General features: G+C 59.6%; 26 protein-coding genes. 9 read left to right on the forward strand and 17 right to left on the reverse strand.

Annotated features, from left to right (window positions below):
* Window positions 1-47: 47 nt before the first annotated feature.
* The 6 genes from ACVWYU_RS02990 to ACVWYU_RS03015 form a co-directional block, all read right to left on the reverse strand.
* Window positions 48-314, reverse strand: coding sequence for a hypothetical protein (locus ACVWYU_RS02990; protein WP_457371857.1), 267 nt, complete (start codon window positions 312-314; stop codon window positions 48-50).
* A gap of 364 nt (window positions 315-678) precedes the next feature.
* A complete protein-coding gene (locus ACVWYU_RS02995) occupies window positions 679-1,842 on the reverse strand; it encodes a gamma-butyrobetaine dioxygenase (protein ID WP_457371858.1) in 1,164 nt (387 codons plus the stop codon).
* A 13-nt stretch (window positions 1,843-1,855) separates the two neighbouring features.
* A complete protein-coding gene (locus tag ACVWYU_RS03000; RefSeq protein WP_457371859.1) occupies window positions 1,856-2,332 on the reverse strand; it encodes a thioesterase family protein in 477 nt (158 codons plus the stop codon).
* Window positions 2,333-2,463: 131 nt separating this feature from the next.
* Window positions 2,464-3,429 carry an L-carnitine dehydrogenase gene (locus tag ACVWYU_RS03005; RefSeq protein ID WP_457371860.1) on the reverse strand — a complete coding sequence of 322 codons (966 nt, stop codon included), beginning with the start codon at window positions 3,427-3,429 and terminating at the stop codon, window positions 2,464-2,466.
* Between the two features lie 129 nt (window positions 3,430-3,558).
* Entirely contained in the window at window positions 3,559-4,446 is an 888-nt protein-coding gene (locus ACVWYU_RS03010; protein WP_090325869.1) for a BKACE family enzyme, read from the reverse strand.
* 89 nt (window positions 4,447-4,535) lie between these two features.
* Entirely contained in the window at window positions 4,536-5,480 is a 945-nt protein-coding gene (locus ACVWYU_RS03015; RefSeq protein WP_457371861.1) for a choline ABC transporter substrate-binding protein, read from the reverse strand.
* Between the two features lie 208 nt (window positions 5,481-5,688).
* On the opposite strand from ACVWYU_RS03015, the gene ACVWYU_RS03020 reads away from it, so the two are divergent.
* The gene (locus ACVWYU_RS03020) at window positions 5,689-6,633 is read left to right on the forward strand and encodes a GlxA family transcriptional regulator (protein ID WP_090325863.1); all 945 of its coding nucleotides are present in this window, start codon (window positions 5,689-5,691) and stop codon (window positions 6,631-6,633) included.
* 139 nt (window positions 6,634-6,772) lie between these two features.
* Here ACVWYU_RS03020 and ACVWYU_RS03025 read toward each other — a convergent pair whose 3' ends face one another.
* From ACVWYU_RS03025 to ACVWYU_RS03040, 4 genes are all read right to left on the reverse strand, one after another.
* Entirely contained in the window at window positions 6,773-7,189 is a 417-nt protein-coding gene (locus ACVWYU_RS03025) for a DUF3010 family protein (protein WP_090325861.1), read from the reverse strand.
* Window positions 7,190-7,222: 33 nt separating this feature from the next.
* The gene (locus tag ACVWYU_RS03030) at window positions 7,223-7,546 is read right to left on the reverse strand and encodes a helix-turn-helix domain-containing protein (RefSeq protein ID WP_390957472.1); all 324 of its coding nucleotides are present in this window, start codon (window positions 7,544-7,546) and stop codon (window positions 7,223-7,225) included.
* The gene (locus ACVWYU_RS03035) at window positions 7,530-7,784 is read right to left on the reverse strand and encodes a type II toxin-antitoxin system RelE family toxin (protein WP_090466679.1); all 255 of its coding nucleotides are present in this window, start codon (window positions 7,782-7,784) and stop codon (window positions 7,530-7,532) included. The genes ACVWYU_RS03030 and ACVWYU_RS03035 overlap by 17 nt, the downstream gene beginning before the upstream one ends.
* Window positions 7,785-7,996: 212 nt before the next feature.
* Window positions 7,997-8,398 (reverse strand): lysozyme inhibitor LprI family protein, encoded by a 402-nt coding sequence (locus ACVWYU_RS03040; RefSeq protein WP_090325858.1) that lies wholly within the window; start codon window positions 8,396-8,398, stop codon window positions 7,997-7,999.
* A gap of 248 nt (window positions 8,399-8,646) precedes the next feature.
* On the opposite strand from ACVWYU_RS03040, the gene ACVWYU_RS03045 reads away from it, so the two are divergent.
* The 7 genes from ACVWYU_RS03045 (at window position 8,647) to ACVWYU_RS03075 (ending at window position 17,152) form a co-directional block, all read left to right on the forward strand.
* Complete coding sequence (locus ACVWYU_RS03045) at window positions 8,647-9,624, forward strand: dipeptidase (RefSeq protein ID WP_008033250.1); 978 nt, start codon at window positions 8,647-8,649, stop codon at window positions 9,622-9,624.
* A gap of 78 nt (window positions 9,625-9,702) precedes the next feature.
* A complete protein-coding gene (locus ACVWYU_RS03050) occupies window positions 9,703-10,233 on the forward strand; it encodes a DUF5943 domain-containing protein (protein ID WP_056726569.1) in 531 nt (176 codons plus the stop codon).
* Window positions 10,234-10,248: 15 nt separating this feature from the next.
* The gene (gene dgcA, locus ACVWYU_RS03055) at window positions 10,249-12,309 is read left to right on the forward strand and encodes a dimethylglycine demethylation protein DgcA (RefSeq protein ID WP_090325856.1); all 2,061 of its coding nucleotides are present in this window, start codon (window positions 10,249-10,251) and stop codon (window positions 12,307-12,309) included.
* Between the two features lie 209 nt (window positions 12,310-12,518).
* Complete coding sequence (gene dgcB / locus ACVWYU_RS03060; RefSeq protein ID WP_390957467.1) at window positions 12,519-14,468, forward strand: dimethylglycine demethylation protein DgcB; 1,950 nt, start codon at window positions 12,519-12,521, stop codon at window positions 14,466-14,468.
* Window positions 14,468-15,688: an electron transfer flavoprotein subunit alpha gene (etfA, locus tag ACVWYU_RS03065; protein WP_247254499.1), complete on the forward strand. Its 1,221-nt coding sequence runs from the start codon at window positions 14,468-14,470 to the stop codon at window positions 15,686-15,688. The genes dgcB and etfA overlap by 1 nt, the downstream gene beginning before the upstream one ends.
* A gap of 15 nt (window positions 15,689-15,703) precedes the next feature.
* On the forward strand, window positions 15,704-16,474 hold the full coding sequence (gene etfB / locus ACVWYU_RS03070) for an electron transfer flavoprotein subunit beta (RefSeq protein WP_457371862.1): 771 nt from the start codon (window positions 15,704-15,706) through the stop codon (window positions 16,472-16,474).
* Between the two features lie 111 nt (window positions 16,475-16,585).
* Complete coding sequence (locus tag ACVWYU_RS03075; protein ID WP_090325848.1) at window positions 16,586-17,152, forward strand: GNAT family N-acetyltransferase; 567 nt, start codon at window positions 16,586-16,588, stop codon at window positions 17,150-17,152.
* 920 nt (window positions 17,153-18,072) lie between these two features.
* On the opposite strand, the gene gbcA is transcribed toward ACVWYU_RS03075, so the two are convergent.
* A complete protein-coding gene (gene gbcA / locus ACVWYU_RS03080; protein ID WP_090325846.1) occupies window positions 18,073-19,368 on the reverse strand; it encodes a glycine-betaine demethylase subunit GbcA in 1,296 nt (431 codons plus the stop codon).
* Window positions 19,369-19,663: 295 nt separating this feature from the next.
* On the opposite strand from gbcA, the gene gbcB reads away from it, so the two are divergent.
* Window positions 19,664-20,764, forward strand: coding sequence for a glycine-betaine demethylase subunit GbcB (gbcB, locus tag ACVWYU_RS03085; protein WP_247254500.1), 1,101 nt, complete (start codon window positions 19,664-19,666; stop codon window positions 20,762-20,764).
* A gap of 65 nt (window positions 20,765-20,829) precedes the next feature.
* Here gbcB and ACVWYU_RS03090 read toward each other — a convergent pair whose 3' ends face one another.
* The 6 genes from ACVWYU_RS03090 to ACVWYU_RS03115 form a co-directional block, all read right to left on the reverse strand.
* The gene (locus ACVWYU_RS03090) at window positions 20,830-21,216 is read right to left on the reverse strand and encodes a hypothetical protein (RefSeq protein WP_457371863.1); all 387 of its coding nucleotides are present in this window, start codon (window positions 21,214-21,216) and stop codon (window positions 20,830-20,832) included.
* Window positions 21,217-21,246: 30 nt separating this feature from the next.
* The gene (locus tag ACVWYU_RS03095) at window positions 21,247-21,633 is read right to left on the reverse strand and encodes a hypothetical protein (protein ID WP_390957464.1); all 387 of its coding nucleotides are present in this window, start codon (window positions 21,631-21,633) and stop codon (window positions 21,247-21,249) included.
* On the reverse strand, window positions 21,630-23,102 hold the full coding sequence (locus tag ACVWYU_RS03100) for a hypothetical protein (protein ID WP_457371864.1): 1,473 nt from the start codon (window positions 23,100-23,102) through the stop codon (window positions 21,630-21,632). The genes ACVWYU_RS03095 and ACVWYU_RS03100 overlap by 4 nt, the downstream gene beginning before the upstream one ends.
* Window positions 23,099-23,584 (reverse strand): Hcp family type VI secretion system effector, encoded by a 486-nt coding sequence (locus ACVWYU_RS03105; RefSeq protein WP_248916698.1) that lies wholly within the window; start codon window positions 23,582-23,584, stop codon window positions 23,099-23,101. The genes ACVWYU_RS03100 and ACVWYU_RS03105 overlap by 4 nt, the downstream gene beginning before the upstream one ends.
* Before the next feature lie 142 nt (window positions 23,585-23,726).
* The gene (locus tag ACVWYU_RS03110; protein WP_457371865.1) at window positions 23,727-24,551 is read right to left on the reverse strand and encodes an SDR family oxidoreductase; all 825 of its coding nucleotides are present in this window, start codon (window positions 24,549-24,551) and stop codon (window positions 23,727-23,729) included.
* A gap of 209 nt (window positions 24,552-24,760) precedes the next feature.
* On the reverse strand, window positions 24,761-25,801 hold the full coding sequence (locus ACVWYU_RS03115; protein ID WP_457371866.1) for a threonine aldolase family protein: 1,041 nt from the start codon (window positions 25,799-25,801) through the stop codon (window positions 24,761-24,763).
* Window positions 25,802-25,915 lie beyond the last annotated feature (114 nt).

A 25,915-nucleotide genomic window follows, 5' to 3' on the forward strand; every position in this document is an offset into this window, starting at 1 on the left:
GCTCGAGCGGGAGCAAGCGCCCTCGCCACAGAGTATTTGCAGGTCGCCTATCGGGCGCGATGGCTCTGCTGATACTCCGCCAACGCCGGCAGCAATTGCCTGTCGATGGCCTGACGCACGGCCGGCAGGATGGTCGCGCCGCTGGTGTACATCTGCTTGACCATCGTGCGCAGCACGATCGCCCGTTCGTTGTTCAAACCTCGTACCGCACATTCGCAAGCCTGGTCGGCGGTCGCGCCATGGGGCGCTTGGAATCCCAATGCCTTGAGCTGGCCCAACAGGTCTTCCTGGTCAATCAAATCGGCGTGCATCATGACGCAAATCCTTCTTCTGGGAACGGTGTCGTGGCTCGATTCTGGTAGGGGTGCAGGGTGGCGGCAAGGGCGATTTGTCGCGATGGCCGCAATGGCTATGAACAGGTCGTTTTCGGCTAACTTGCCGGTCAAGGGAGTCGGCAAACTGGAATCAGCTGGCTTCACGAAGGTTTGGTCACCCTCGCGCGCAGCTCCTCAACAGTACCTTCTGCCTCGATCTTGTCACGGCTTGATCGGGGTTTTTTTTGGTCCATGAATCCTGGGTCTTGTGTTGCTTGTGCGGACGCCATCGCGAGCAGGCTCCCCCAGAGGATCGCGTGCCCCCTGTGGGAGCGGGCCTGCTCGCGATGAACGATGACGCGGTTTAACGCTGTAACACGAGGATGCGCGACAGCAATTCATCGCGGTCCACATAGCAACCCTGAAAATGCCGGGCGCCGGTGGCGGGGTCGAAAGCATTGCGGGCGTGCAGGGTGCGGCGGTTGTCGAAGCACCAGAGTTCGCCGGGATTGAGCCTTTGCATCAAGCGGAACCGGGGTTCGCGCGTCATCGCAATAAAGCGCCGATAGGCCCGATACAGCCGGGGCATTTGTTCCACCGAGGCATCGAACGGGCCGCGCAAAAAGTTGGCCATGCGGATTTCCGACACCTGCCCGCAAGCGTTCAGGGCGATGATCGGCGCGAGGCAGCGGTAGTCGCTGTGGCGGTCCTTGTTGCGGAATTCCACCGGGATTTCGCAGAGGCTTTGAAAGGCTTGCGGATCTTCCTGGCGCAACGCCTCGGCGATGGCAAAGCCGTCGACAAAAATGCTCTCGCCCCCCTCGGCGTCGTTGACCAGGCAATGCAGGAACTGCAGCCCCGGTTGCAGCTCCCGGGTCGGCAAATCACTGTGCAGCGGCAGGTTGAAAGCGGTGTAGGCGTTGCTGTCGGCATCGGCCTTGGATTGCACGTTGAACAGCACACCGAAATTGCTTTCGCGGATGAACGAAATACGCTGCGCGATCAACTTCAATGAGCCAGGTTCGGTGGGCACGCCGCGGACCTGGGTCAGGCCGATATCGCGCACGGCCAGCAGCCATTGCAACAAGGCCTGGTTGTCTTGCATCAGCGCCTCATAGCCGAACACAGGCAGTTGCAGATCGCTGTGCCAGAGCCTGGCTTTCGGTTTGCCGGCCTGACGCTCGGCACGGGATTCGTCGTCATACGCGTGGGCGCGCAGCCAGCCGGGGTCGAAGCGGCTGAGGTGGCCGTCTTGCCACTGCACGCACAGGCAGCCCTCAGCATCGACGCCGGCCTCTGCGGGCTCCAGCTGTTCCGGGACGTCGACGATCTCCAGCACCTGCTCTCGGGTGACGGTGTAGACGCATTGCGGGCAGGGGCAGTTGTCCCGTAGCCATTGATGATGAAACGGGCTGAGGCGGTTGTCGGCCCACTTCACCAGAACATGATCGGCCATGACCTGCACGCCCTTCAGCGCGCTGATCAACGGATAAGTACGGAAGTCGGCGAAAGCGGCGGCGGTGTTCATGGCGATCTCCTTGTTATTTTTTGGGGGGTAACGCGATCACTCGGCCAATGTACTCGGGGGTGGGCAGGTCGGTTTGTTCGGCGACGATGGCTTGCAGGCGACCCAGGGTGTCTTCGCTGAACGGCGCGGAACGCGGCCCGGCGAGGTCGACGTGCAGCAGCATTTGCTCGTTGCCCGCCAGTTCCTTGTCGTCACCCACAAGATGCAGGCTGTGATAGAGGTGCAGGCGTTTGCTGTCGTGGCCGACGATCTGCGTGTGCACTTCGACCTCGGCATCGAGCTTCACTTCGTGCAGGTAGTTGAGGTGCAGCTCCAAGGTAAACAACGAGTTGCCGCTGGCTTCGCGGCTGTTGCTGTCGAGCCCCAGGCGATCCATCAGCGCATCGGTAGCGTAGCTGAAGATGAGCAGGTAGAAGGCGTCGCGCAGGTGGCCGTTGTAGTCGACCCAGTCGGGGATGATTCTGGTTTGGTAGGTGGTGAGGGTGGGCATGTCATCACATCCTGAGGGCATGAAACCTTTAGGAACCGGCTTGCCGGCGAAAGCCCTATCAGCACCGCGAAAAAGGGCGGCGGATGTACGGACGCCTTCGCTGGCAAGCCAGCTCCCACAGGGGGCAGTGTTTAGTCGGCGAAAGCCATACCGTGCTTGGCTTTGGTGGTCTTCACCGCCTCCAGCACCGCCAGCAGGCAGTCATCGCGATAGCGCTCCAGCGCCGAAATGCTGTGTTTGCCCAATTGCTCGCTGGTGCCATCGACCACGTCATCGATCAGCTTGTCGGTCAGCTCCGGCGCTGGCAGGTAGGTCCACGGCAACTGCAACGCCGGGCCGAACTGTGCCATGAAGTGGCGCATGCCGGCATCGCCGCCGGCCAGGGTGTAGGTCAGGAAGGTGCCCATGAACGACCAGCGCAGGCCCGCGCCGAAACGGATCGCGTCGTCGATTTCACCGGTGGTCGCCACGCCGTCGTTGACCAGGTGCAGCGCCTCGCGCCACAGCGCTTCGAGCAGGCGGTCGGCAATGAATCCGGGTACTTCCTTGCGCACGTGCAGCGGGCGCATGCCGAGGGATTCATAGACTTTCATCGCGGCTTGTACCGCTTCAGGCGCGGTGTTCTTGCCGCCGACCACTTCGACCAATGGCAGCAGGTAAACCGGGTTGAACGGATGGCCGACCACGCAGCGTTCCGGGTGCGTGGCGCTCTCGTAGAACTCGCTCGGCAACAGGCCGGAGGTGCTGGAGCCGATCAATGCGTCGGGCTTGGCCGCGGCGCTGATTTTGCTGTGCAGTTCCAGTTTCAGTTCCAGGCGTTCCGGAGCACTTTCCTGGATGAAATCGGCATCGCGAACGCATTCTTCGATGGTCGCGACAAAGCGCAGACGATCCTGTGAGGCGCCAGGGGCCAGGCCTTGTTTTTCCAGGGCGCCCCAGGCGTTGGCAACGCGTTTGCGCAGGGCTGCCTCGGCGCCGGGCGCCGGGTCCCAGGCGACAACGTCGAGACCGTGGGCGAGGGCGCGGGACACCCAACCGCTGCCGATGACACCGCTGCCCAGGGCGGCGAAGGTTTTGATATCGGTGATAAAGCTCATGGCAACTTCCTGAATAGTTCGGTGATCCTTGTAGGAGCGAGCCTGCTCGCGATGGTATTCCAGGCGCTGAGTGGCGTCGGCTGTACCTTTTTCGCGAGCAAGCTCGCTCCTGCAGGGGAAAAGGAGGGGTTATCCGCGCTGGGTCAGGCCCATTTTCTTGCGGCCTTCAGCCGGGGTGAGCACGCGGGCACCGAGGCGGCTGAGGATTTCCGTAGCGCGTTCGACCAGTTGGCCGTTGGTCGCCAGCACGCCCTTGTCCAGCCACAGGTTGTCTTCCAGACCGACTCGCACGTTGCCGCCGAGCAGCACCGCTTGAGCGGCCATCGGCATTTGCATGCGACCGATGCCGAAACCGGCCCACACCGCATCGGCCGGCAGGTTGTCGACCATGGCCTTCATGGTGGTGGTGTCAGCCGGCGCGCCCCATGGGATGCCCAGGCAGAGCTGGAACAGCGGGTTGTCGAGCAGGCCTTCCTTGATCATCTGTTTGGCGAACCACAGGTGACCGGTGTCGAAAATTTCCAGCTCGGCCTTCACGCCCAGCTCTTGAATGCGTTTGGCGCCAGCGCGCAGTTGCGCCGGGGTGGAGACGTAAATGGTGTCGCCGTCGCCGAAATTCAGGGTGCCGCAATCGAGGGTGCAGATTTCCGGCAGCAGTTCTTCTACGTGAGCCAGACGGGTCAGCGGGCCGACCAGGTCGGTGTTCGGGCCGAACTCCATCGGGTTCTCGCCAGCGCCGATTTCCAGGTCGCCGCCCATGCCGGCGGTCAGGTTGACGATGATGTCGACGTCGGCTTCGCGAATGCGCTCCATCACCTCGCGGTACAGCGCCACATCACGGCTGAACTTGCCGGTTTCAGGGTCGCGAACGTGGCAGTGAACCACGGTGGCACCGGCCTTGGCGGCTTCCACGGCGGCAGCGGCGATTTGTTTCGGGGTGACCGGCACATGTGGGCTCTTGGCGGTCGTGTCGCCAGCACCGGTGAGTGCGCAGGTGATGATGACGTCGTGGTTCATGAGGTGGTTCCTTGCAGGCGTGATTGGTCTGTCCGCAGCCCTTTCGGGCTGCGAATCGGTGGTTCGATTCAGATCGTGTTACGGGTGAGTCATTTGCTGGTCAGTTGCAGGTTCTGAGCAGCCGGTTTGCCATCGAAGGTGGTGACGCCTTCAAGCCAGCGTTGCTTGTCTTGCGGGTGATCCTTGAGCCATTGCCTGGCGGACTCCAAGGCGTCCTTGTGATCGAGCAGCGGCTGCATCATGCGGCTCTCGTCTTCGGCGGTGAATTTCAGATTGGTCAGCAGGCGACCAATGTTTGGGCACTGCTCGGCATATTTTGGCGCGGTGACGGTCCAGACGGTGGCCTTGCCTTCGTTCGGGCCGAGGGCGTTGTCGCTGCCGGTCAGGTAGGTCATCTTCACGTTGACGTTCATCGGGTGCGGCGCCCAACCGAAGAAGACCACGGCTTCATTGCGACGCACGGCGCGATCCACCGCGGCGAGCATGCCGGCTTCGCTGGACTCGACCAACTGGAACTTGCCGAGGCCGAACTGGTTCTTGGCGATCATCGCCTTGATCTGGGTGTTGGCGCCCGAGCCTGGCTCGATGCCGTAGATTTTGCCGCCCAGTTCTTTTTCGAATTTGGCGATGTCGGCGAAGGTTTTCAGGCCCTTGTCGGCGAGGTAGGTGGGCACGGCCAGGGTGGCGCGTGCGTCTTCCAGGCTAGGTGCCTCAAGTACCTTGACCTGGTTGGCCTGGACGAACGGGGTGATGGTCTGGGTCATCAGCGGGTTCCAGTAACCCAGGAACAGGTCGAGGCGCTGATCACGGATCCCGGCAAAAATGATTTGCTGGGAGGCGCTGGTTTGTTTGGTGTTGTAGCCGAGGCCATCGAGCAATACCTGGGTCATGGCGCTGGTGGCGATCACGTCGGTCCAGTTCACCACACCCATGCGCACGTTCTGGCATGCGGCGGGTTCGGCGGCCATGACACTGGCGCTCAGCAAAGCGGTACCGCTGAGTGCAAGAACACAGCTGCTGATCAGTCGTTTCATCTCAGGTTTCCTCGGCAGTTCGTTATTGTGAGTTCCGGCGTCTGACGCGCCGGTGATGCCAAGTTACGCACCCAGGGCGCCATGAAAGCGCACTGCGGCGACCAGCTCTTGCACTGCAGCGACCTGTGCTCTTGAATGCCGCTGGTAAGTGGCGTATCAACATCAACACGCTGCCCGCCCTCTCGTTTCCGCCAACCGAGTGCGCTCCATGTCCCAGGATTTCTATTTCTTGTTGATGCCGGGTTTCTCGGCCATTGGATTTATCTCGGCCATCGAGCCATTGCGGGTCGCCAATCGCTTTCGCGGCGAGTTGTATCGGTGGCATGTATTGAGCGCCGATGGCGGGGCAGTGCTGGCCAGCAACGGCATGTCGGTCAACGCCGATGCGGCGCTGGAGCCGCTGAAAAAAGGCGCGACCCTGTTAGTGGTCGCCGGTTTCGAACCGCTGAAATTCGCCACCCCGACGCTGGAGCACTGGCTGCGACGGCTGGACAACGAAGGCGTAACCCTCGGCGCCATCGACACCGGCAGTTTCATCCTCGCGCAAGCGGGCCTGCTCGACGGCCATCGCCTGACCCTGCACTGGGAAGCCATCGACGCCTTCAAGGAATCCTACCCGCAGCTCAGCGTCACCCAGGAGCTGTTCGAGATCGACCGCCGGCGTATCACGTCGGCGGGCGGCACGGCCTCCATCGATCTGATGCTCGACCTGATCGCTCAGGCCCACGGCCCGGAGCTGGCGATTCAGGTCAGCGAACAGTTCGTGCTCGGCCGCATCCGCCCGCGCAAAGACCACCAGCGCATGGAGGTCGCCACCCGATATGGCATCAGCAACAAGAAACTGGTGCACGTGATCGGCGAAATGGAGCAGCACAGCGAACCGCCGCTGAGCACGCTGGAACTGGCGGAATCGATCAAGGTCACCCGGCGTCAGCTCGAACGGCTGTTTCGCCTGCACCTGAACGACACACCGAGCAATTTCTATCTGCGCTTGAGGCTGGAGAAGGCCCGGCAATTGCTGCGCCAGACCGACATGAGCGTGCTGGAAGTGAGCATTGCCTGCGGGTTTGAGTCGCCGTCGTATTTCACCCGTAGTTATCGGGCGAAGTATGAGCGCTGTCCGCGGGAGGACCGGCGTACTGCCAAAGCGTGATTCTGAAAACACCGAAAAAACTGTGGGAGCGGGCTTGCCCGCGATGAGGTCGGCACATTCAACATTGATGCTGACTGATACGCTGCCATCGCGGGCAAGCCCGCTCCCACAGTGATCTGTTTTGAAAGGATAAAAAGGGTTACTTCTTCATCAGCGCCGAACACGCCGCCTTGTAAGCCTCATGCTGATACTTGTTCAGCGTTCCCGGTAGTTCGAAGTCGTGCTTTTTGCTTTGCGCATTGATGGTCTGCGGTGACAGCAGTGTCACCTCGCAATTGTCCAGCAACTGGAACACACCCTCGATCTTGAACGTGGTCGGCCCACCAGCGAATTCGCCCTTCTTGCTGCGCTTCTTGATGGCGATGCGATCAATGGCATTTTCGCGAACAAAGGACGCCACCTGAGCCGCGAACACCTTGACGTTGGCGGCTTCGTCGTCATCGTCGAGGGCGATTTTCCTGGTCGCGAGCGCAACATGGCTCAGTGCCTGACCCTCCAGCATGGCCACGGCGATGATCGCTTCGCTGCCTTTGATTTCGATGCCGCAGACTTTCATGTTGAATCCCTTTACTGGCTGAAGGCGTGCAGCTTACAGCTCTAGTTGACTGGCGTTGATGCCAAAAGCCGCAGCGATTTTTTCGCGGGTGGCCTTGCGCGGCTTGGCGACTGTTTCTTGCTGGGCGAAAGCCGGCTGGGAAATCCCCATCCGTTTGGCCACTTCATCCTGAGTAAGGTTCAAGTGTTCGCGCCAGGCGCGGATGGGCGTGGCGCCATCGACCATGCGACTGACTACATCGTGCGGGATCAGGTCGGGTTCGATTTTTTGCGCCAGATACTGCGCATAGGGAATGACCACGAATGCAGGGTTGCCGTGTTCATCATTGATAATCTGAACGTCAGTAGGTGCGTTCATCGCGTTTTTTGACCTCTTGAATACTGACCACTTTGATCGCGCCATCCCAGTCGAACATGACCCGATAATTACCGACGCGTAGCCGGTAAGAGTGGTTATGACCAACCAGTGCTTTGACTTGACCTACATTGGGCATGTCAGCCAGCGCCGTGATGGCATCACGAACCTGGATCTGGTGAACGGAATGCAATCTCAAGAGTTGCTTAACGGCCTTTCGAGTCCAGTGAATGCTGTTCATGAAGAATATAAGTCTTTTATAAGATTTGCGAATCTTTGCTTATATTTTTCAGATAGCCAATAAGCGAAACTTATCGGGATATTGCTGGAAACGAACGCCAAAAATACTCGTTACGCCAGGAATAGTCGGAAGAGTCAGAATGGTTTGTAGGAAGAGGGATTTTTTGGGATGAAAGCTGGAGTGGGTTCCAGCTTTCGACGGCTTATAAGAGATTACTCCTGTCCAATCGACTCCAAAAACTCCGACCGCTCGTCACTCATACGCGCCACGCAATCATTTTGCGCAATGGTGAATGCCTTGCTGCCGGCGGTGGCCGGGAAGGCTTCGACGGCGCAGTCGGCGTCGCGGGTCTTCGTCCACTGCTGCTGAGCGGTCTTGATCCTGGCGGTGATGTCGCTCAGTTGCGACGGGGTCTTGCCGTAGAGCGACTGCATGCGCTCGTTCAGGCTTTTGAGGTTTTCGCTCAATAGATCTTCGGCGGTTTTTTTGCTGTAAACGGAGCATTCCAGGGTCTGGACGTCGTTTTCCACTTTGTCGCATGGGTTGTCGTCGGATTCCTCCGCCGCGTGTACGCCGGTCGCAATCAGCGCCAGAGCCAGGATGATGGATTTCATTACGTTGCCGCCCCTTATTCCAGTAAAGCTTCCAGTAAGGCCTCAAGAGATGCGGCGAATTCTGGCCCAAGCGGAACGTGTTGAACAGGTAGCAGATTGCGCCTGGCGACGACCCTTTGTCGCGGATTGACGCTTTCGGCAATTCCCCTGTCGTTTTTGCACCCGGCTGCCGAGGCACCGAGGCATATGCTGGCCCAAAGCGCCGGCAGACGATTCGGCGCATGAATCGCTAACAAGGGGACAGCCTGATGAGCCCAGCCGAATTGCACGCCGACAGCATCGTTATCGACGGGCTGATTATTGCCAAGTGGAACCGCGAACTGTTCGAAGACATGCGCAAGGGCGGTCTGACCGCTGCCAACTGCACCGTTTCGGTGTGGGAGGGCTTCCAGGCCACTGTCAACAACATCGCTGCCAGCCAGAAACTGATCCGCGAGAACAGCGACCTGGTGATTCCGGTGCGTACCACCGCCGATATCCGCAAGGCCAAGGAGCAGGGCAAGACCGGCATCCTCTTCGGTTTCCAGAACGCCCACGCCTTTGAAGACCAGATCGGCTATGTCGAAGTGTTCAAGCAGCTCGGCGTCGGTATCGTGCAGATGTGCTACAACACCCAGAACCTGGTCGGCACCGGTTGCTACGAACGTGACGGCGGCCTGTCGGGCTTCGGTCGTGAAATCGTCGCCGAGATGAACCGCGTCGGCGTCATGTGCGACCTGTCCCACGTCGGCTCCAAGACGTCCGAAGAAGTCATCCTCGAATCCAAGAAGCCGGTCTGCTATTCCCACTGCCTGCCGTCGGGTCTGAAGATTCACCCGCGCAACAAGTCCGATGAAGAATTGAAGTTCATCGCCGACCACGGCGGTTTCGTCGGCGTGACCATGTTCGCGCCGTTCCTGGCCAAGGGCATCGATTCGACCATCGACGACTACGCCGAAGCCATCGAATACACCATGAACATCGTCGGCGAAGACGCCATCGGCATCGGCACCGACTTTACCCAGGGTCATGGCCAGGACTTTTTCGAATACCTGACCCACGACAAGGGCTACGCCCGCCGCCTGACCAGCTTCGGCAAGATCATCAACCCGCTGGGCATCCGTACCGTGGGCGAGTTCCCGAACCTGACCGAGACCCTGCTCAAGCGCGGCCACTCCGAGCGTGTGGTGCGCAAGATCATGGGCGAGAACTGGGTGAACGTCTTGAAAGATGTTTGGGGCGAATAAGCCACCGCACTTCTGAATCCTTACCTGCGGCCATCCGCGCCGCAGGCAACACCAAAATTTTTCTGGAGTTAAGTTTCCATGGCCAAGATCGCCCCGCAATTGCCAATTGAAGTCGACAGCGAGACCGGTATCTGGACGTCCGACGCCCTGCCGATGCTGTACGTGCCGCGCCATTTCTTCGTCAACAACCACATGGGCATCGAAGAAGTGCTGGGCGCTGAAGCCTACGCCGAGATCCTCTACAAAGCCGGCTACAAGTCCGCCTGGCACTGGTGCGAAAAAGAAGCTGAATGCCACGGCCTGGAAGGCGTCGCGGTGTTCGAGCACTACATGAAGCGCCTGTCGCAACGCGGCTGGGGCCTGTTCAAGATTCAGGACATCGACCTCGACAAAGGCACCGCCAGCGTCAAGCTCGAACACTCGGCGTTCGTCTACGTCTACGGCAAGGTCGGACGCAAGGTCGACTACATGTTCACCGGCTGGTTTGCCGGTGCGATGGACCAGATCCTCGCCGCGCGCGGCAGCAAGATCCGCACCGTCGCCGAACAAGTCTACGGTGGCTCCGAAGAGGGCCATGAAGACGGTTTGTTCACCGTCAAGCCGTTGTAAGTCGAGGAACCCGCCATGGCTTTCGAAGCAATGTTCCAGCCGATCCAGATCGGCAAACTGACTATCCGCAACCGCGTGCTCAGCACCGCGCACGCCGAGGTCTATGCCACCGACGGCGGTATGACCACCGACCGGTACGTCAAGTATTACGAAGAGAAGGCCAAGGGCGGGATCGGCCTGGCGATCTGCGGCGGTTCGTCCGTGGTGGCCATCGACAGCCCTCAGGAATGGTGGAGCTCGGTGAACCTGTCCACCGACCGCATCATCCCGCACTTCCAGAATCTGGCCGACGCCATGCACAAGCACGGCGCCAAGATCATGATCCAGATTACCCACATGGGTCGTCGCTCCCGTTGGGACGGCTTCAACTGGCCGACGCTGATGTCGCCGTCGGGCATCCGCGAGCCGGTGCACCGCGCCACCTGCAAAACCATCGAGCCGGAAGAAATCTGGCGGGTAATCGGCAACTACGCCCAAGCGGCACGCCGCGCCAAGGCCGGCGGCCTGGACGGTGTCGAGCTGTCGGCCGTGCACCAGCACATGATCGACCAGTTCTGGAGCCCGCGGGTCAACAAGCGTACCGACGAATGGGGCGGTACCTTCGAAGGCCGCATGAAGTTCGGTCTGGAAGTGTTGAAAGCGGTGCGTGCCGAGGTCGGTGACGATTTCTGCGTGGGCATGCGTATCTGCGGTGACGAGTTCCACCCCGATGGCCTGTCCCATGAGGACATGAAGCAGATCGCCAAATACTACGACGACACCGGCATGCTGGATTTCATCGGTGTCGTGGGTTCGGGTTGTGACACTCACAACACCCTGGCCAACGTGATTCCGAACATGAGTTATCCACCGGAGCCGTTCCTGCACCTGGCCGCCGGTATCAAGGAAGTGGTCAAGGTTCCGGTGCTGCACGCGCAGAACATCAAGGACCCGAACCAGGCCACCCGTATTCTGGAAGGCGGCTACGTCGACATGGTCGGCATGACCCGCGCCCACATCGCTGACCCGCACCTGATCGCCAAGATCAAGATGGGCCAGATCGACCAGATCAAACAATGTGTCGGCGCCAACTACTGCATCGACCGTCAGTACCAGGGCCTGGATGTGCTGTGCATCCAGAACGCGGCCACCTCCCGTGAATACATGGGCCTGCCGCACATCATCGAGAAAACCACCGGCGTGAAACGCAAAGTGGTGGTGGTCGGTGCCGGTCCTGCGGGGATGGAAGCGGCGCGTGTGGCGGCTGAACGTGGCCACGACGTGACCTTGTTCGAGAAGAAAGAATTCATCGGCGGGCAGATCACCACGGCCTCGAAAGCGCCGCAACGGGACCAGATCGCCGGTATCACCCGCTGGTATCAACTGGAACTGGCACGCCTGAAAGTCGACCTGCGCCTGGGGACTGCGGCGGATGCGCCCACCATCATGGACTTGCGTCCGGACGTGGTGGTGCTGGCGGTCGGCGGTCATCCGTTCCTGGAGCAGAACGAGCATTGGGGCGCGGCTGAAGGCCTGGTGGTCAGCAGCTGGGACATCCTCGACGGCAAGGTGGCACCGGGCAAGAACGTACTGGTGTACGACACCATCTGTGAATTCACCGGCATGTCCACGGCGGACTTCCTCGCCGACAAGGGCAGCCAGGTCGAGATCGTCACCGACGACATCAAGCCGGGCGTGGCGATTGGCGGTACGTCGTTCCCGACCTACTACCGCAGCATGTACCCGAAAGAAGTGATCATGACCGGCGACATGATGCTGGAGAAGGTCTACCGCGAAGGCGACAAGCTCGTGGCCGTACTGGAAAACGAATACACCGGCGCCAAAGAGGAGCGGGTGGTGGACCAGGTGGTCGTGGAAAACGGCGTGCGCCCGGACGAAGAAATCTACTACGCGTTGAAGGAAGGTTCGCGCAACAAAGGCCAGATCGACGTCGAAGCCTTGTTCGCGATCAAGCCACAACCGTGCCTGGAGCAGAGCGGCGCCGGCTATTTGCTGTTCCGCATCGGCGACTGCGTGGCCCAGCGCAACGTGCACGCGGCGATCTACGACGCGTTGCGGTTGTGCAAGGATTTCTAACGGATAACCACCATCACCTGTGGCGAGGGAGCTTGCTCCCGCTGGGCCGCGAAGCGGCCCCAAAACTTGCAGTCGAGGTGCATCAGGTATGCAACTGCGGCTGGTTAGGGAGCGCTTCGCACTCCAGCGGGAGCAAGCTCCCTCGCCACAAGTAGTGCGTTGCTCTTACCGGCACGCATACGACCCTGCGGTCTTTGGGAGCAACACCTATGTTGAACACCCTTCTTCCAATCCTGTTGTTCGCTGCCCTGGGCCTTGCGGTTCTGGGCGCGTTACGGCGGGTGTCCATGTGGCGCCGGGGCCGTGCCTCGAAGGTCGATCTGATCGGCGGCCTGTTCGCCATGCCCAAGCGTTACATGGTCGACCTGCACCACGTGGTGGCGCGGGACAAATACATCGCCAACACCCACGTGGCTACGGCCGGTGGTGCGGTGGCGTCCATCGTGCTGGCGATTCTGGTGCACGGTTTCGGCCTGCATAACCGCATCCTCGGGTACGCACTGCTGCTGATGTCGGCGGTGATGTTCGTCGGTGCGATCTTCGTTTACCTGCGTCGACGCAACCCGCCGAGCCGTTTGTCCAAAGGCCCGTGGATGCGCCTGCCGAAAAGCCTGCTGGCGTTCTCGGCGTCGTTTTTCCTGGTGACCCTGCCCGTGGCGGGCATTCTTCCGGAGAACTTCGGCGGCTGGCTGTTGGCGACGATCCTCGGCATCGGCGTGCTGTGGGGCGTATCGGAGCTGTTCTTCGGCATGACCTGGGGCGGGCCGATGAAGCACGCCTTCGCCGGTGCCTTGCACCTGGCCTGGCACCGTCGCGCCGAGCGCTTTGGTGGCGGTCGCTCCACGGGCTTGAAGCCGCTGGATCTGACCGACCTGTCCGCACCGCTGGGCGTAGAAAAACCCAAGGATTTCACCTGGAACCAATTGCTCGGTTTCGACGCCTGCGTGCAGTGCGGTAAGTGCGAAGCGGCGTGCCCGGCGTTCGCCGCCGGCCAGCCGTTGAACCCGAAAAAACTGATTCAGGACATGGTCGTTGGCCTGGCGGGCGGCACCGATGCCAACTTTGCCGGCAGCCCGTATCCGGGTAAAGCCATCGGCGAACACGCTGGTAATCCCCATCGGCCGATCGTCAACGGTCTGGTGGATGCCGAGACCCTTTGGTCATGCACCACTTGCCGCGCCTGCGTCGAGGAGTGCCCGATGATGATCGAGCACGTCGATGCCATCGTCGACATGCGCCGTCACCTGACCCTGGAAAAAGGCGCGACCCCGAACAAGGGCGCCGAAGTCCTGGAAAACCTGATCGCCACCGACAACCCGGGCGGCTTTGCGCCGGGCGGGCGGATGAACTGGGCGGCGGACTTGAATCTCAACCTGCTCAGTGAAAAGAAATCCACCGACGTGCTGTTCTGGGTCGGCGACGGTGCCTTCGACATGCGCAACCAGCGCACCCTGCGCGCATTCGTCAAAGTGCTGAAAGCGGCCAAGGTCGACTTCGCCGTGCTGGGCCTTGAAGAACGCGACAGCGGCGATGTGGCCCGGCGCCTGGGCGATGAAGCGACCTTCCAGTTGCTGGCCAAGCGCAACATCCAGACCCTGGCCAAATATCGCTTCAACCGCATCGTCACCTGCGACCCGCACAGCTTCCATGTGTTGAAGAACGAGTACGGCGCTTTCGATGGCAACTACCTGGTGCAGCACCACAGCACCTACATGGCGGAAATCATCCAGGCCGGTGCGCTGAACCTCGGTCAGCACAAGGGCGACAGCGTGACCTATCACGACCCGTGCTACCTCGGCCGCTACAACGGCGAGTACGAGGCGCCGCGCGAGGTACTGCGTGCGCTCGGGATCGAAGTCAAGGAAATGCAACGCTCCGGTTTCCGCTCGCGCTGCTGCGGCGGTGGCGGCGGGGCGCCGATCACTGACATTCCGGGCAAGCAACGGATTCCCGACATGCGCATGGAAGACATCCGCGAAACCGGCGCTGAACTGGTGGCCGTGGGTTGTCCACAGTGCACGGCGATGCTCGAAGGCGTGGTCGAACCGCGGCCGTTGATCAAGGACATTGCCGAACTGGTGGCCGATGCGCTGCTCGAAGACCAGGCACCGAGCAAGCCATCCACGCCAGCCAAACGTGAACCTGCGGAGGCCCACTGATGAGCGACATTATCCGCCGCGACCCACGGGCTGAATGGATCGCCCGAAACCGCCTGCATCCGCTGCACGCAGCCATGCAGCCGGCGCAACACAGCTGGATGGGGCCCAATGGCGTCATCCGCAAGAACCCGCACGGCATCGGTTTTATCGGCCCGAACGGCATCAAGCGCATCGACCGCAGTGGCGCGCAGCAGGGCGGTGCGACCAAGCGCTCGGCCGCCGTTGAAGTGCAATTGCCGCTGCATCAGGTGCCAGCACCGGCGTTCTACATCAGCGTCGTTCCGGACATGGTTGGTGGCCGCTTGAGCAGTCACGACCGCGACCTCCTGGGCCTGGCCCATCAACTGGCGGGCAAGGACGGCGCGGTGTTGGCCGTGGTCTTTGGCGAACATAAAGAGAGCGCCTTTGCCAGCGCCGGTGTCGATCGCCTGCTGGTGCTCGAAGGAGATGAATTCAGCGGTTATGCACCGGAACAACGTGTCCAGGGCCTGCGGGCTGTGGATAACCAGTTCAGTCCGCGTCACTGGCTGCTACCGGACAGTCGTACCGGCGGTGGCGAGCTCGGTCGCCGTTTTGCCGCGGCGTTGGGCGAACGCCCGGCCACGCGGGTCTGGCAGGTCAAGGACCAGGAATGTATCGGCCGCGCCGGTGCCGGTCTGCAAGACCTTGCGCGTCCGCTCGCACGGTTGATTCTGGCGGCTGCCGAATGCGCCGAACCGGTCAGCGAAACCCGTCACGAAGCCCTGCCGGTGGAGTTATCCACAGCAGTCCCGCGCAGCCTGTCGCGGATCGAGGATCTGGGTGCGGTGGCGGTGGACCCGGCGGCGATCCCGATGGCCGAAGCGGAGTTCATCTTCTCCGGCGGCAACGGCGTCAAGGACTGGGGACTTTTCCACAGGACCGCCGAGGCATTGGGTGCCACCGAAGGCGCGTCCCGGGTTGCCGTGGACGACGGTTTCATGGCCCGCGACCGTCAGGTTGGCGCCTCGGGTACCTGGGTCACTGCGCGGGTCTACGTGGCGGTGGGGATTTCCGGGGCGATCCAGCACCTGCAGGGCATCGGTGCCTGCGACAAGGTGGTGGCGATCAACCTCGATCCCGGCTGCGACATGATCAAACGGGCCGACCTGTCGGTGATCGGCGAGAGTGCCGAGATTCTTCAAGCCTTGATCGCGGCGGTAGAGGCCTACCGCAACGACGCCAAGCGCGATGCGGCTTAAGGGAAGGAAAGGGTTATGAGCACGAAAATCATCAGCCTGGTGTCCATCGGCGCCCACCCGACGTCCGGCCGTCCACGTCGCGCCGAACAGGATGCGCGTGCCGTGGAACTGGGTTTGCAGTTGGCTGGGGATCACTTGCAGGTGCTGCATGCCGGCGATGTCGCCGAGCCTGCGTTGCGCGCTTATCTGGGCATGGGGCTGGAGCAATTGCATGTCCTGGAACAACCCGAGGGCGCGGATGCGCTGCCGGCGCTGACCGCGTATTTGCGCGATGCCGGTGCTCAGGTGGTATTGACCGGCAGCCAGGCTGAAACCGGCGAAGGCTCGGGCATGTTGCCGTTCCTGCTGGCTGAAAGCCTGGGCTGGCCGCTGGTGGTGGGGCTGGCGCAGGTCGAGTCCATCGATGGCAGTTCGGCGCTGGTGCTGCAAGCCTTGCCGCGTGGTCAGCGTCGTCGCTTGAAGGTTCGCCTGCCGTTTCTCGCGACTGTGGATAACGCTGCGCCCAAGCCACGGCAAAGCGCCTACGGCCCGGCCCGGCGCGGGGTGTTGCAGGCCGATGAAGTGGAAGTCGTCGACGATGAACTGCTGGCGGTGGCGACCCTGCAACCGGCCAAGCCGCGACCCAAGCGCCTCAAAGTCATCAAGGCCAAGAGCGGTGCCGACCGCATGAAAGCCGCGACGGCCAAGGCCAGTGGCGGCGGCGGGCAAGTGCTCAAGGGCGTCACGGCGCAGGCGGGGGCTGAAGCGATTCTCAAGCTGCTGATCGAAGAGGGCGTGGTGCGCTGACACCCAGCCTCGAGCCGCAATACCCGGAAAAACACCCATCCCTGCGGCGCGTTGCTGCGCCGTGAGCGCCCACGTAAAACGGGCGCTCGATGATCTGTGGAGTTTTAATCAATGTCGGTTGAGTTTCGTTCGGCGGTACGCGCGGATGCGCGCGAGATTGCGCGTCTGTTTCAGATTTCCTCGGAAGGCGCTTCGGATTACATCTGGAGCCAGATAGCAGAGCCCGGGCAGGACCTGTTGGACGTGGGAGCCATCCGTTATGCCCGTGAAGATGTGGATTTTTCCTACCAGAATTGCCTGATCGCCGAGGCCGAGGGGAAGGTCATTGGCATGCTGCACAGCTACGTGATGCGTTATGACCCGTTCGCGGAGCCAGTGACCGATCCGGTGCTGGCGCCGTACGCGACGATGGAGATCCCCGACACCCTTTATATTTCCAGCCTGGCGCTGCACGAGGGCTGGCGAAACCAGGGCCTGGGCAAGCAATTTCTCGCTTATGCCTACGACCGTGCCAATCGGCTCGGACTCAACGGCCTTAGCCTGATCGACTACGCCGCGAACACCGGCGCCCGGCGCTTCTATGAGCGCCACGGCTTCCGCATCGTCGATACCTGCCAGATCACGCCGCACCCGATGATCCGGGTCACGGGCGAAGCCTATTTGATGTACCGGCCTTAACGGGCTATGGCGACGACCGCCCCTGACAGATTTGCCAGGGGCGGTACCAAGCCGTCATTTCTTTAAAAGAACATCCCGCCCGGAAGACCCCTCCGAACATGATCAGGCGCACTCGTGTGGATAAAGCCTGTCTGGTTCTCCACAAACGCTGTTGGCGATTCTGTGGATAACATGTTCGCCCCTCGCTGCAGCCCTTGAAAATAAAGCCTTTCAGCCCGTAGATCAAAAAACAATCAGCGTAAGCTACGGTTTTTTCGTTGGTTTTTCTGAGGATAAGTGTGAGCACGAAGCAAAACTTGTCCCCGATCTCTGTTGGCGCTTCTGTGGATAAGATGTTCGCTTACCGCTACAGGCCGTATAAAACGGGCCTCTCAGACGCTTGGTCAAAAATTGATCGAATCGTCGTTTTTATCTGTTCCAACTCTCGCAAATGCAGAAATTACGCGGCTTTCAGCGGTTTTCCACAGAGGCGCAGAAGTTGCCCCCAAAGTCTGTTGGCACTTCTGTGGATAAGGTGTTTGCCATCCGCTACAGGCCAGGTAATACGTGGTCTTCATGGATTTGGTCAAAAATTGATCAGGCGCGGCGGGAAACCGTGATTCCGGATAAGTCACGGATTTTCTTCGGTTTCTGTGGAGAAAATTAAGAGCCTGTCCACAGTTGTCCCCATTTGCTGTGGGTGGAGATGTGGATAACTTGTTCGCGAAAGGCTGGGAGGCGCGCACTGTATAGCGCCGAACGGAATAGATCATATTTCGTACAGTGCTAAATGGAAGAGGGTAATGGCGGGAGTAAACGTCGCGAGCAGGCTTCTGTAGGAGCGAGCCTGCTCGCGATGGTCGTGAACGATAACGCGGGGTATCAGTTATCCCGCGGTGCTCATGCGTCCATCGCGAGCAGGCTCCTAGAGAGTGGGATATTTAACCTTGGACAGGGACACCTTTGAGGTAAGGCGCCGGCTCAGCCCCCAGATTGTTCAGCATCCGCTCGCTGTACCAGTCCACGAAGTTCACCACGCCAAATTCATACGTCTTGGAGTAAGGGCCAGGCTGATAAGCGGTGGAGTTGATGCCGCGCTGGTTTTCTTCGGCCAGGCGACGGTCCTGGTCGTTGGTGGCGTCCCAGACCTTGCGCATGCGCTCCACGTCGTAGTCCACGCCTTCGACGGCGTCCTTGTGCACGATCCACTTGGTGGTGACCATGGTTTCCTGGGCGCTGATCGGCCACACGGTGAAGACGATGATGTGGTCGCCCATGCAGTGGTTCCACGAGTGCGGCAGGTGCAGGATGCGCATGGAGCCCAGGTCGGGGTTCTTGATGCGGCCCATCAGCTTGGCACAGCCTTGTTTGCCGTCCATGGTCATCGACACGGTGCCCTTGAGCAGCGGCATGCGCACGATGCGGTTACGCAGGCCGAAGCTGGCGTGGGCGTAAGGAATCTTCTCGGCTTCCCAGGCAGCGGCGGAGGCGGCGACGTGGTCCTTGAACGCCTGGTCGGCGCGCGGGTCGGTGACGTCGTCCCATTCCAGCAGGGTTTTCAGCAGTTCCGGGTGTGAGCCGCCGCAGTGGTAGCACTCGCGGTTGTTTTCCAGCACCAGTTTCCAGTTGGCTTTTTCCATCAAGGTGGTTTGCACCGCCACCTTGGTGTTTTCCATGTCGTACGGTTCCATGTAATGGCTGAGCGTCGACAGGAAGTCGTCGATGGCCGGCGGGTTGTCCGCCAGGCTGATGAAGATGTAGCCACCTGCGGTTTTCACATTCACCGGCTTGAGGCCGTACTGGTTCATGTCGAAGTCGGCGCCCATCTCGGTGCCGGCGAACAGCAGGCGACCGTCGAGTTCGTAGGTCCACTGGTGGTAGTGGCAGACCAGTTTGGCGACCTTGCCCTTGTCGCTGGTGCACAGGCGCGAGCCACGGTGACGGCAGACGTTATGGAACGCATGCACGACGCCTTCGGCGCCACGGATCACAATGATCGGGTTCTTGCCGACCTGCAGCGTCAGGTAGTTGCCCTTGGTGGGGATCTCGCAGGTCATGCCGGCGATGAGCCATTCTTTCTGAAAGATTTCCTGCATGTCGATATCAAACAGGCGCTCGTCAGAGTAAAACGGCTGCGGCAGCGAGAACGTGCGCTCGCGCTCTTGCAGCATCTGGGCGGTGGCCTTGCGTGCGGGTTCCAGCGGATCGCCCAGGCTCAGGGTAGTAGTGACGTCCATCGTTTAATCCTCAAGGCCATCTGCGTGGCCGGCGAAAGTGGCTAATCAGGTGTGCTGCTCAGGTTTGCTACGCAAGGTGTAAAGGTTGTGTCTTGGTATGGGGCGAGTGTGGGGCCGGCGCTGGCCAGAACCTTATCCATGGGCGACATGGTGCAATCTGTTCCCGACGCGCAAGCCCCGGTAGTTGGGGGCTGGTCGCGATAAGCATGTGAATGTCGCAGATAGGTAAATGGGTGGTTCGCGCTATACGCAGAATCGCCATCATGAAGGCCGACAGTCGGCCGTGGAGATCAGCATGTCCAACAACTTCCTGAACCCGGTAACCACCCAGACCTGGGCCAATGGTCGGCACATCGTCCGTTGCGTCAAAGTCATCCAGGAAACCTGGGATGTGCGCACCTTTTGCTTCATGGCCGACCAGCCGATCATGTTCTTCTTCAAGCCGGGGCAGTTTGTCACCCTGGAGCTGGAAATCGAAGGCCAGCCGATCATGCGTTCGTACACCATTTCCAGCTCGCCATCGGTGCCGTACAGCTTTTCGGTGACCATCAAGCGCGTGCCGGGCGGCAAGGTTTCGAACTGGCTGCACGACACCCTGCACGAAGGCTACGAACTGGCCGTGCACGGTCCGGTCGGGCTGTTCAACGCGATCGACTTCCCGAACCCTAAAGTGCTGTACCTCAGCGGCGGCGTGGGCATCACGCCGTGCATGTCCATGGCGCGCTGGTTCTTCGACACCAACGGCAATGTCGACATGGCGTTCATCCACAGCGCCCGTTCGCCGAAAGACATCATTTATCACCGCGAGCTGGAACACATGGCAGCGCGGATCGAGAATTTCAGCCTGCACCTGATTTGCGAAAAACATGGCTTCGGCGAGCCATGGGCTGGTTATCGCGGTTATTTGAACCACAAGATGCTGGAACTGATGGTCCCGGACTTCCTTGAGCGCGAAGTATTCTGCTGCGGCCCGACGCCGTACATGAATGCGGTCAAGCGCCTGCTGGAGAACGCCGGCTTCAACATGAAGCACTATCACGAGGAGTCCTTCGGCGCCACGCCGCCGGAGGCAATCGCCGATGCTGTGGAGAATGCCGAGCAGGCCGCCGATGCGCCGGAGGTGGATGACGCAGATCTGCATGAGGTGGAGTTCATTGCCTCGGGCAAGAGCATTCGCGTGGCACCGGGCGAGACCGTTCACGCCGCTGCCGCGAAAGTCGGCCTGATGATCCCGAAAGCCTGCGGCATGGGCATCTGTGGCACGTGCAAGGTACTGAAACTGGGCGGCGAAGTGGAGATGGAGCACAACGGCGGGATCACCGAGGAAGACGAGGCCGACGGGTACATTTTGTCGTGCTGCAGCGTGCCGAAGGGTGATGTGCGGATCGAGTTCTGAGAGCAGTCTGTAGGCATTGGCCGATCTCCCCGCAGGGGAGATCGAAGGGGGATTAATGGTTGGTTTTAAATTAGTTTGAATGTGGCGAGTAAGCCAAAGCCCATGAATGTAAAGCCGAAAATTTTCTGGTATCTGTGCAGTGTAAGTAGTGTGCGTTTTAGTTTGGGTGGGGAATTCTGAATATCTTTTGCGCTTAATTTTCCTTGGTAAATGTAGGTTGCGGGATTTCCGAGAATGCCGAAAACTTCTCCCATCATATATATTCGCCCCAGCAAACCTCCATGCCATAGCATCAGCAGAGAGGAGGCGATTGAGCTGTTTTGAAGGTGGTTCAATATAAGTTCTATTTTTGTTTTTGCGATATATAGCGAAATTGAATTAACTATTATGAGCCCCGCGAAGCTAATGGTGATCGTAATCATCAATATATCTTTTGCGGTGTCAAGGCTCATTTTATTCTCTCTATGATCCATGTCGCGGTATTAAACAAGACCTAACCAAGCAACTAAACCAAGGCACATCATTACTGCCCAGAATATAAAGACGTATTTATGCAGGGTAATTAAGTTTTGCCTTAGCTTGTGAGGGAACTTTTCCATGTCTTTTGCGCTAAGTGTTCCGGCGTGAATGTAAATTTCGGGATTTCTCATGATGCCGAAAATTTCGCCCATCATGTAGATTCGCCCCCATGGTCCTCCGTGCCATAGCATTATGATTCGGCTGGAAATTGAACTGTTTGTCAAATGGTTTAATATTGTTCCGGTTTTTGTTTTGGCGACGTATAACATAATTCCAAGCAGGATGAAGATGCCTGTGAAATCTACAATGCCAATCAATAAGAATATAATTTCCGACGTGCGAAGGGTCATTTAACAACCTTATAAACTATCTCTGCGAGCTCTTTACCGCCCTTTTCGCCAATAACACCCCCTGCATAGGACCCAACGCCTGCTACTAGAGCACCGCAAAGGACAGTACCGAGCCCCCCTGTCGGAACGCCAACCCCCACGCAAATCGTCGCGGCAGCTAAGTTCGTCATTGCGCCGGTAACTATTCCGCCACCCAACCCACCCAAAAAACTTCCGCTCTCAGTGAACTTCGCCTTTTCACAAGCCACGGAACTTCCATTCCGACAAACATCCTGAACCTTCATGACTGACGCTCCACCGCCCACAGCTGTGCCAATCCAACCACCATATTTGACGTATTGCGATGCTTTGGTGACGGCCTGAATATGAGTGGCATAACCGGGAACCTGGCCGATGCCGCCGGCTTTTCTCCAGCGGTGCAAAAGGTGAGGGTGATCAATGCCAAGGGCGGTTTTAAGGTTTGGATGATCCGGCAAGCCAATACTCCTCTTGGTCAACGTGGTGAGTTCTCCGTCAAGGCGTTTGAGTAGGCGGGCGCGCTGCTTCTTGAATGCCTTTGAATTCAGACGACCATTTGTCTGGAGGGTGCTTGTGTACAAGGCTTCCATGTCTTTCAGGATGGTTTTTACCCCGTCCAGGTGATTGGCCGCCATGGCTGTGCCTACACCGATCACTTGCGACCCGTTAGTGAGCGTTCTTTTTATCACCTCATAGTGCTGCGCCATAAAGTCGGCTTCCTCCACCGTCAGCGGCTCCAGCACTGTGCTGACAATTTTTGCGGTTTGCATCAACAACGCTTCCTCATAAGTACATTGCTGATTATTCGGATCGCTCAGCACAATCATCGACCCGGCTTTGACTTGATCCAGATTCGGATTCAGGGATTTGAATTTGGCGATGACGGCGGGGGAGGCGGAGCTGAATAGCTGGGCCTCCAGTTTTTCAGCGGTCGTGCTCTTGGGGACGATGTAGAAGCCCGGTTGCTCGGGTTCCGGGAGGGGCGCAGGCCAGCGCTCGCGGGGGAAGAAATTCAAGTCGGGGACCGGGTGCGGCGACGGGGCTGCCTCGACCGAGTTGGCTGTGTTGGCGGCATTCGTTTTGAGATTTTGCGCGTGAACATGCCTCAGTAAACGCTCGGAGTCCGGTTTCAATCCTGGTTGCGTGAGCCTTGAAGTTGGCATTCTTTCAATCGAATCGACGATCGCGTGGGGGCCTTTGCGTGTGACAACTTGCGCCTGGATGAGCAGATCACGCTGCTCTCGGAGCAACGCCTGTATGCCTTGTTCCGGGGTTTTTCGACCTTGCGCGACATCGTCGGCAATGCGCTTGGCGTACCAGGCCACTTCCTGATTGAACTGCATGCGCGGTACGCCATGGGGCAGATGGCGGGTACTGAGGGTATGGGCCTGCGCAATCAGTTTTTCTGCGGCGCCGTTGACGTCCCAGACGTCATAACGATAGGAGGTCACCCCTCTTCGCCCCACGAACTGTGGCCGCTGGTTCCTGCTGTGTGGTGGATCCAGGTGATATCACGATAACGGATGGCGAGATGTTCTTGAGGTTCTGCGTCGTTTTGCATGATCGCGTGAGGCACTTCAAGCGTCAGGTCAACAATGACGCCGCCACTGATCGCTACGGAATAAAACTTCTCCTGTTGACCAGACGAAGACACGCGATAGAAACGAAGCGTGCATTCGATTTCTTCTCTCTTTGAGAGTGCCTGGGCCAGTAGCGGTGAGGATTTATCGATGGCTTTGGTGATGATGACCGGGTTGTGTGTGGATTTATTGTTGTTCCCGATATTGGACATGTTGTGGTTGAAAGACAGCAGCATGATTTCATCGGTGTGCGCGGCTTGAAACTTGTTCCCGATGGACGCTGGGGTTGAGCAACCGGCGGAGATGAGTCCTTGAATCTTTCCGGTGATGGTCATGTAGCCGGGGTTCGCCATAAGTAACACTCCTTGTCGTCAAGAAGGCAGTTTACGACGATGAATCGAAGCGTTTATGTAGTCCGTTTCCGAAAAAACCTAATGGAGTCAGTGCGTGCAAGCTGTCACCGATCCCGACGGGCAGGATCGGTGTTTAACGCGTTCAGCCGATAAACAGATCCGGCATCAGCGTGTCGCTGGTGCCCGGTGCGAACCGATAGTGTTCGAACTCGGTCACGCCGTTCTCCCGCAGTATTTCCTCATCAATCAACAACCGCCCGGTCAGGCTGCGATTCGCGCTGCTCAGAATCACATGTGCTGCGTCAGCCATGATCGCGGGCGTCCTGGCGTGCTTGAACGACTCCCGTGACCCCAACTGAAACTCGATGGCGGCGGTGGCGATCATTGTTTGCGGCCACAGCGAGTTGACGCTGATGCCGTAGTGCTTGAATTCCTCGCTCATGCCCAGGGTCAGCATACTCATGCCGTACTTGGTCACGGTGTACGGGCTGTATTGGGCGAACCATTGGGTCGCCAGGTTCAGTGGCGGCGACAGGTTGAGGATGTGCCCGGCGGATTTCTTCAGGTATGGCAGGGCGGCCTGGCTGCACAGCAGCACGGCGCGGGTATTGATCTGGTGCATGAGGTCGAAGCGCTTGAGTTCGATGTGCTGCACACCGGTCAACTTGATCGCCCCGGCGTTGTTGACCAATGCATCGATGCCGCCGAAATGTTCGTTGGCCTGGGCCAGGGCCTGGTGCACGGCGACTTCATCGCGCACATCCACTTGCAAGGCCAGCGCCTTGCCACCCGCGTTTTCGACTTCCTCGGCCACGCTGTAAATGGTGCCGGGCAGCTTGGGGTGCGGTTCGGCGCTTTTGGCTGCAATCACGATATTGGCCCCGTCGCGTGCCGCCCGCAGGGCGATCTCCCGACCAATCCCGCGACTGGCGCCGGTAATGAACAGCGTTTTGCCTTGAAGGGACATGCTTGCGCTCCTGATTATTGTTATGAGAGCGGATGGGCTCGACAAACAATGTAGACGAAGTCTTCAGGTGCGAATGATGAGGGTGAGTGGGTGGGGCTTTTGTGGGAGCTTGCTCGCGATGGCGGTGTGTCAGCTGACATCATTGTTGGATGGGCTGGCCTCATCGCGAGTGAGCTCGCTCCCACAGGGGGCAGTGCAAACCAAGGTTGTTAGTGCGACATCACTTCACGGATGTCCCTGGCCAATTCCCGAACGCGTTCTTCTTCGGTGTCCCAGGAGCACATGAAGCGTGCGCCGCCGTTGCCGATGAAGGTGTAGAAGCGCCAGCCCTTGGCGGTCAGCGCGGCGATGGCCGGCTCCGAGAGTTGCAGGAACACGCCGTTGGCCTGAACCGGGAACATCAGTTCCACGCCGGGAATGTCGCTGACCAGCTCGGCCAGCAATTGCGCGCAACGATTGGCGTGGTTGGCGCATTTGAGCCAGGCGTCGTTTTCCAGGATCCCGACCCAGGGGGCGGAGAGGAAACGCATCTTCGACGCCAGTTGCCCGGCCTGTTTGCAGCGGTAGTCGAAGTCTTCGGCCAGTTTGTGGTTGAAGAACAGGATCGCTTCGCCCACGGCCATGCCGTTTTTCGTGCCGCCGAAGCACAGCACGTCGACGCCGGCCTTCCAGGTCAGGTCCGCTGGCGAGCAGCCGAGGAACGCGCAGGCGTTGGAGAACCGCGCGCCGTCCATGTGCAGGTTCAGGCCCAGTTCCTTGCAGGTAGCGCTGATGGCGCGGATTTCGTCCGGGGTGTAGACGCTGCCGACTTCGGTGGCCTGGGTCAGGGTCACGACGCGGGGTTTCGGGTAGTGGATGTCCTGGCGCTTGAGAGCGACTTCGCGGATCGATTCCGGAGTCAGCTTGCCGTTTTCGGTGCGGGCGATCAGCAGTTTGGAGCCGTTGGAAAAGAATTCCGGCGCCCCGCATTCGTCGGTTTCGACGTGGGCGGTTTCCGAGCAGATCACGCTATGGTAGCTCTGGCACAGCGACGACAGGGCCAGTGAGTTGGCGGCGGTGCCGTTGAAGGCGAAGAACACTTCGCAGTCGGTTTCGAACAATTTGCGGAAATAGTCGGACGCGCGAGCGGTCCATTCGTCGTCGCCGTATGCACGCTGGTGGCCATGGTTGGCCTGCTCCATGGCAGCCCAGGCTTCAGGGCAAATGCCGGAGTAGTTGTCGCTGGCGAATTGTTGGCTCTTGTCGGTCATGGCCTGCTTCCGTGGTCGAGACGCCTATGGTGAAGTGTCTCGTGGTCAATGATGGTGCGCACTTTACCGAAGATCGTCCGGGGAGCACACGGGATGTCACTGTCTGAAAAATAC

It is taken from the genome of Pseudomonas sp. TE12234 (assembly GCF_054061835.1).

Bases quoted from the DNA above. Each gene is read 5' to 3' on its own strand.
- ACVWYU_RS02990 (WP_457371857.1), bottom strand. From the start codon at position 314: ATGATGCACGCCGATTTGATTGACCAGGAAGACCTGTTGGGCCAGCTC.
- ACVWYU_RS02995 (WP_457371858.1), bottom strand. From the start codon at position 1,842: ATGAACACCGCCGCCGCTTTCGCCGACTTCCGTACTTATCCGTTGATC.
- ACVWYU_RS03000 (WP_457371859.1), bottom strand. From the start codon at position 2,332: ATGCCCACCCTCACCACCTACCAAACCAGAATCATCCCCGACTGGGTC.
- ACVWYU_RS03005 (WP_457371860.1), bottom strand. From the start codon at position 3,429: ATGAGCTTTATCACCGATATCAAAACCTTCGCCGCCCTGGGCAGCGGT.
- ACVWYU_RS03010 (WP_090325869.1), bottom strand. From the start codon at position 4,446: ATGAACCACGACGTCATCATCACCTGCGCACTCACCGGTGCTGGCGAC.
- ACVWYU_RS03015 (WP_457371861.1), bottom strand. From the start codon at position 5,480: ATGAAACGACTGATCAGCAGCTGTGTTCTTGCACTCAGCGGTACCGCT.
- ACVWYU_RS03020 (WP_090325863.1), top strand. From the start codon at position 5,689: ATGTCCCAGGATTTCTATTTCTTGTTGATGCCGGGTTTCTCGGCCATT.
- ACVWYU_RS03025 (WP_090325861.1), bottom strand. From the start codon at position 7,189: ATGAAAGTCTGCGGCATCGAAATCAAAGGCAGCGAAGCGATCATCGCC.
- ACVWYU_RS03030 (WP_390957472.1), bottom strand. From the start codon at position 7,546: ATGAACGCACCTACTGACGTTCAGATTATCAATGATGAACACGGCAAC.
- ACVWYU_RS03035 (WP_090466679.1), bottom strand. From the start codon at position 7,784: ATGAACAGCATTCACTGGACTCGAAAGGCCGTTAAGCAACTCTTGAGA.
- ACVWYU_RS03040 (WP_090325858.1), bottom strand. From the start codon at position 8,398: ATGAAATCCATCATCCTGGCTCTGGCGCTGATTGCGACCGGCGTACAC.
- ACVWYU_RS03045 (WP_008033250.1), top strand. From the start codon at position 8,647: ATGAGCCCAGCCGAATTGCACGCCGACAGCATCGTTATCGACGGGCTG.
- ACVWYU_RS03050 (WP_056726569.1), top strand. From the start codon at position 9,703: ATGGCCAAGATCGCCCCGCAATTGCCAATTGAAGTCGACAGCGAGACC.
- dgcA (WP_090325856.1), top strand. From the start codon at position 10,249: ATGGCTTTCGAAGCAATGTTCCAGCCGATCCAGATCGGCAAACTGACT.
- dgcB (WP_390957467.1), top strand. From the start codon at position 12,519: ATGTTGAACACCCTTCTTCCAATCCTGTTGTTCGCTGCCCTGGGCCTT.
- etfA (WP_247254499.1), top strand. From the start codon at position 14,468: ATGAGCGACATTATCCGCCGCGACCCACGGGCTGAATGGATCGCCCGA.
- etfB (WP_457371862.1), top strand. From the start codon at position 15,704: ATGAGCACGAAAATCATCAGCCTGGTGTCCATCGGCGCCCACCCGACG.
- ACVWYU_RS03075 (WP_090325848.1), top strand. From the start codon at position 16,586: ATGTCGGTTGAGTTTCGTTCGGCGGTACGCGCGGATGCGCGCGAGATT.
- gbcA (WP_090325846.1), bottom strand. From the start codon at position 19,368: ATGGACGTCACTACTACCCTGAGCCTGGGCGATCCGCTGGAACCCGCA.
- gbcB (WP_247254500.1), top strand. From the start codon at position 19,664: ATGTCCAACAACTTCCTGAACCCGGTAACCACCCAGACCTGGGCCAAT.
- ACVWYU_RS03090 (WP_457371863.1), bottom strand. From the start codon at position 21,216: ATGAGCCTTGACACCGCAAAAGATATATTGATGATTACGATCACCATT.
- ACVWYU_RS03095 (WP_390957464.1), bottom strand. From the start codon at position 21,633: ATGACCCTTCGCACGTCGGAAATTATATTCTTATTGATTGGCATTGTA.
- ACVWYU_RS03105 (WP_248916698.1), bottom strand. From the start codon at position 23,584: ATGGCGAACCCCGGCTACATGACCATCACCGGAAAGATTCAAGGACTC.
- ACVWYU_RS03110 (WP_457371865.1), bottom strand. From the start codon at position 24,551: ATGTCCCTTCAAGGCAAAACGCTGTTCATTACCGGCGCCAGTCGCGGG.
- ACVWYU_RS03115 (WP_457371866.1), bottom strand. From the start codon at position 25,801: ATGACCGACAAGAGCCAACAATTCGCCAGCGACAACTACTCCGGCATT.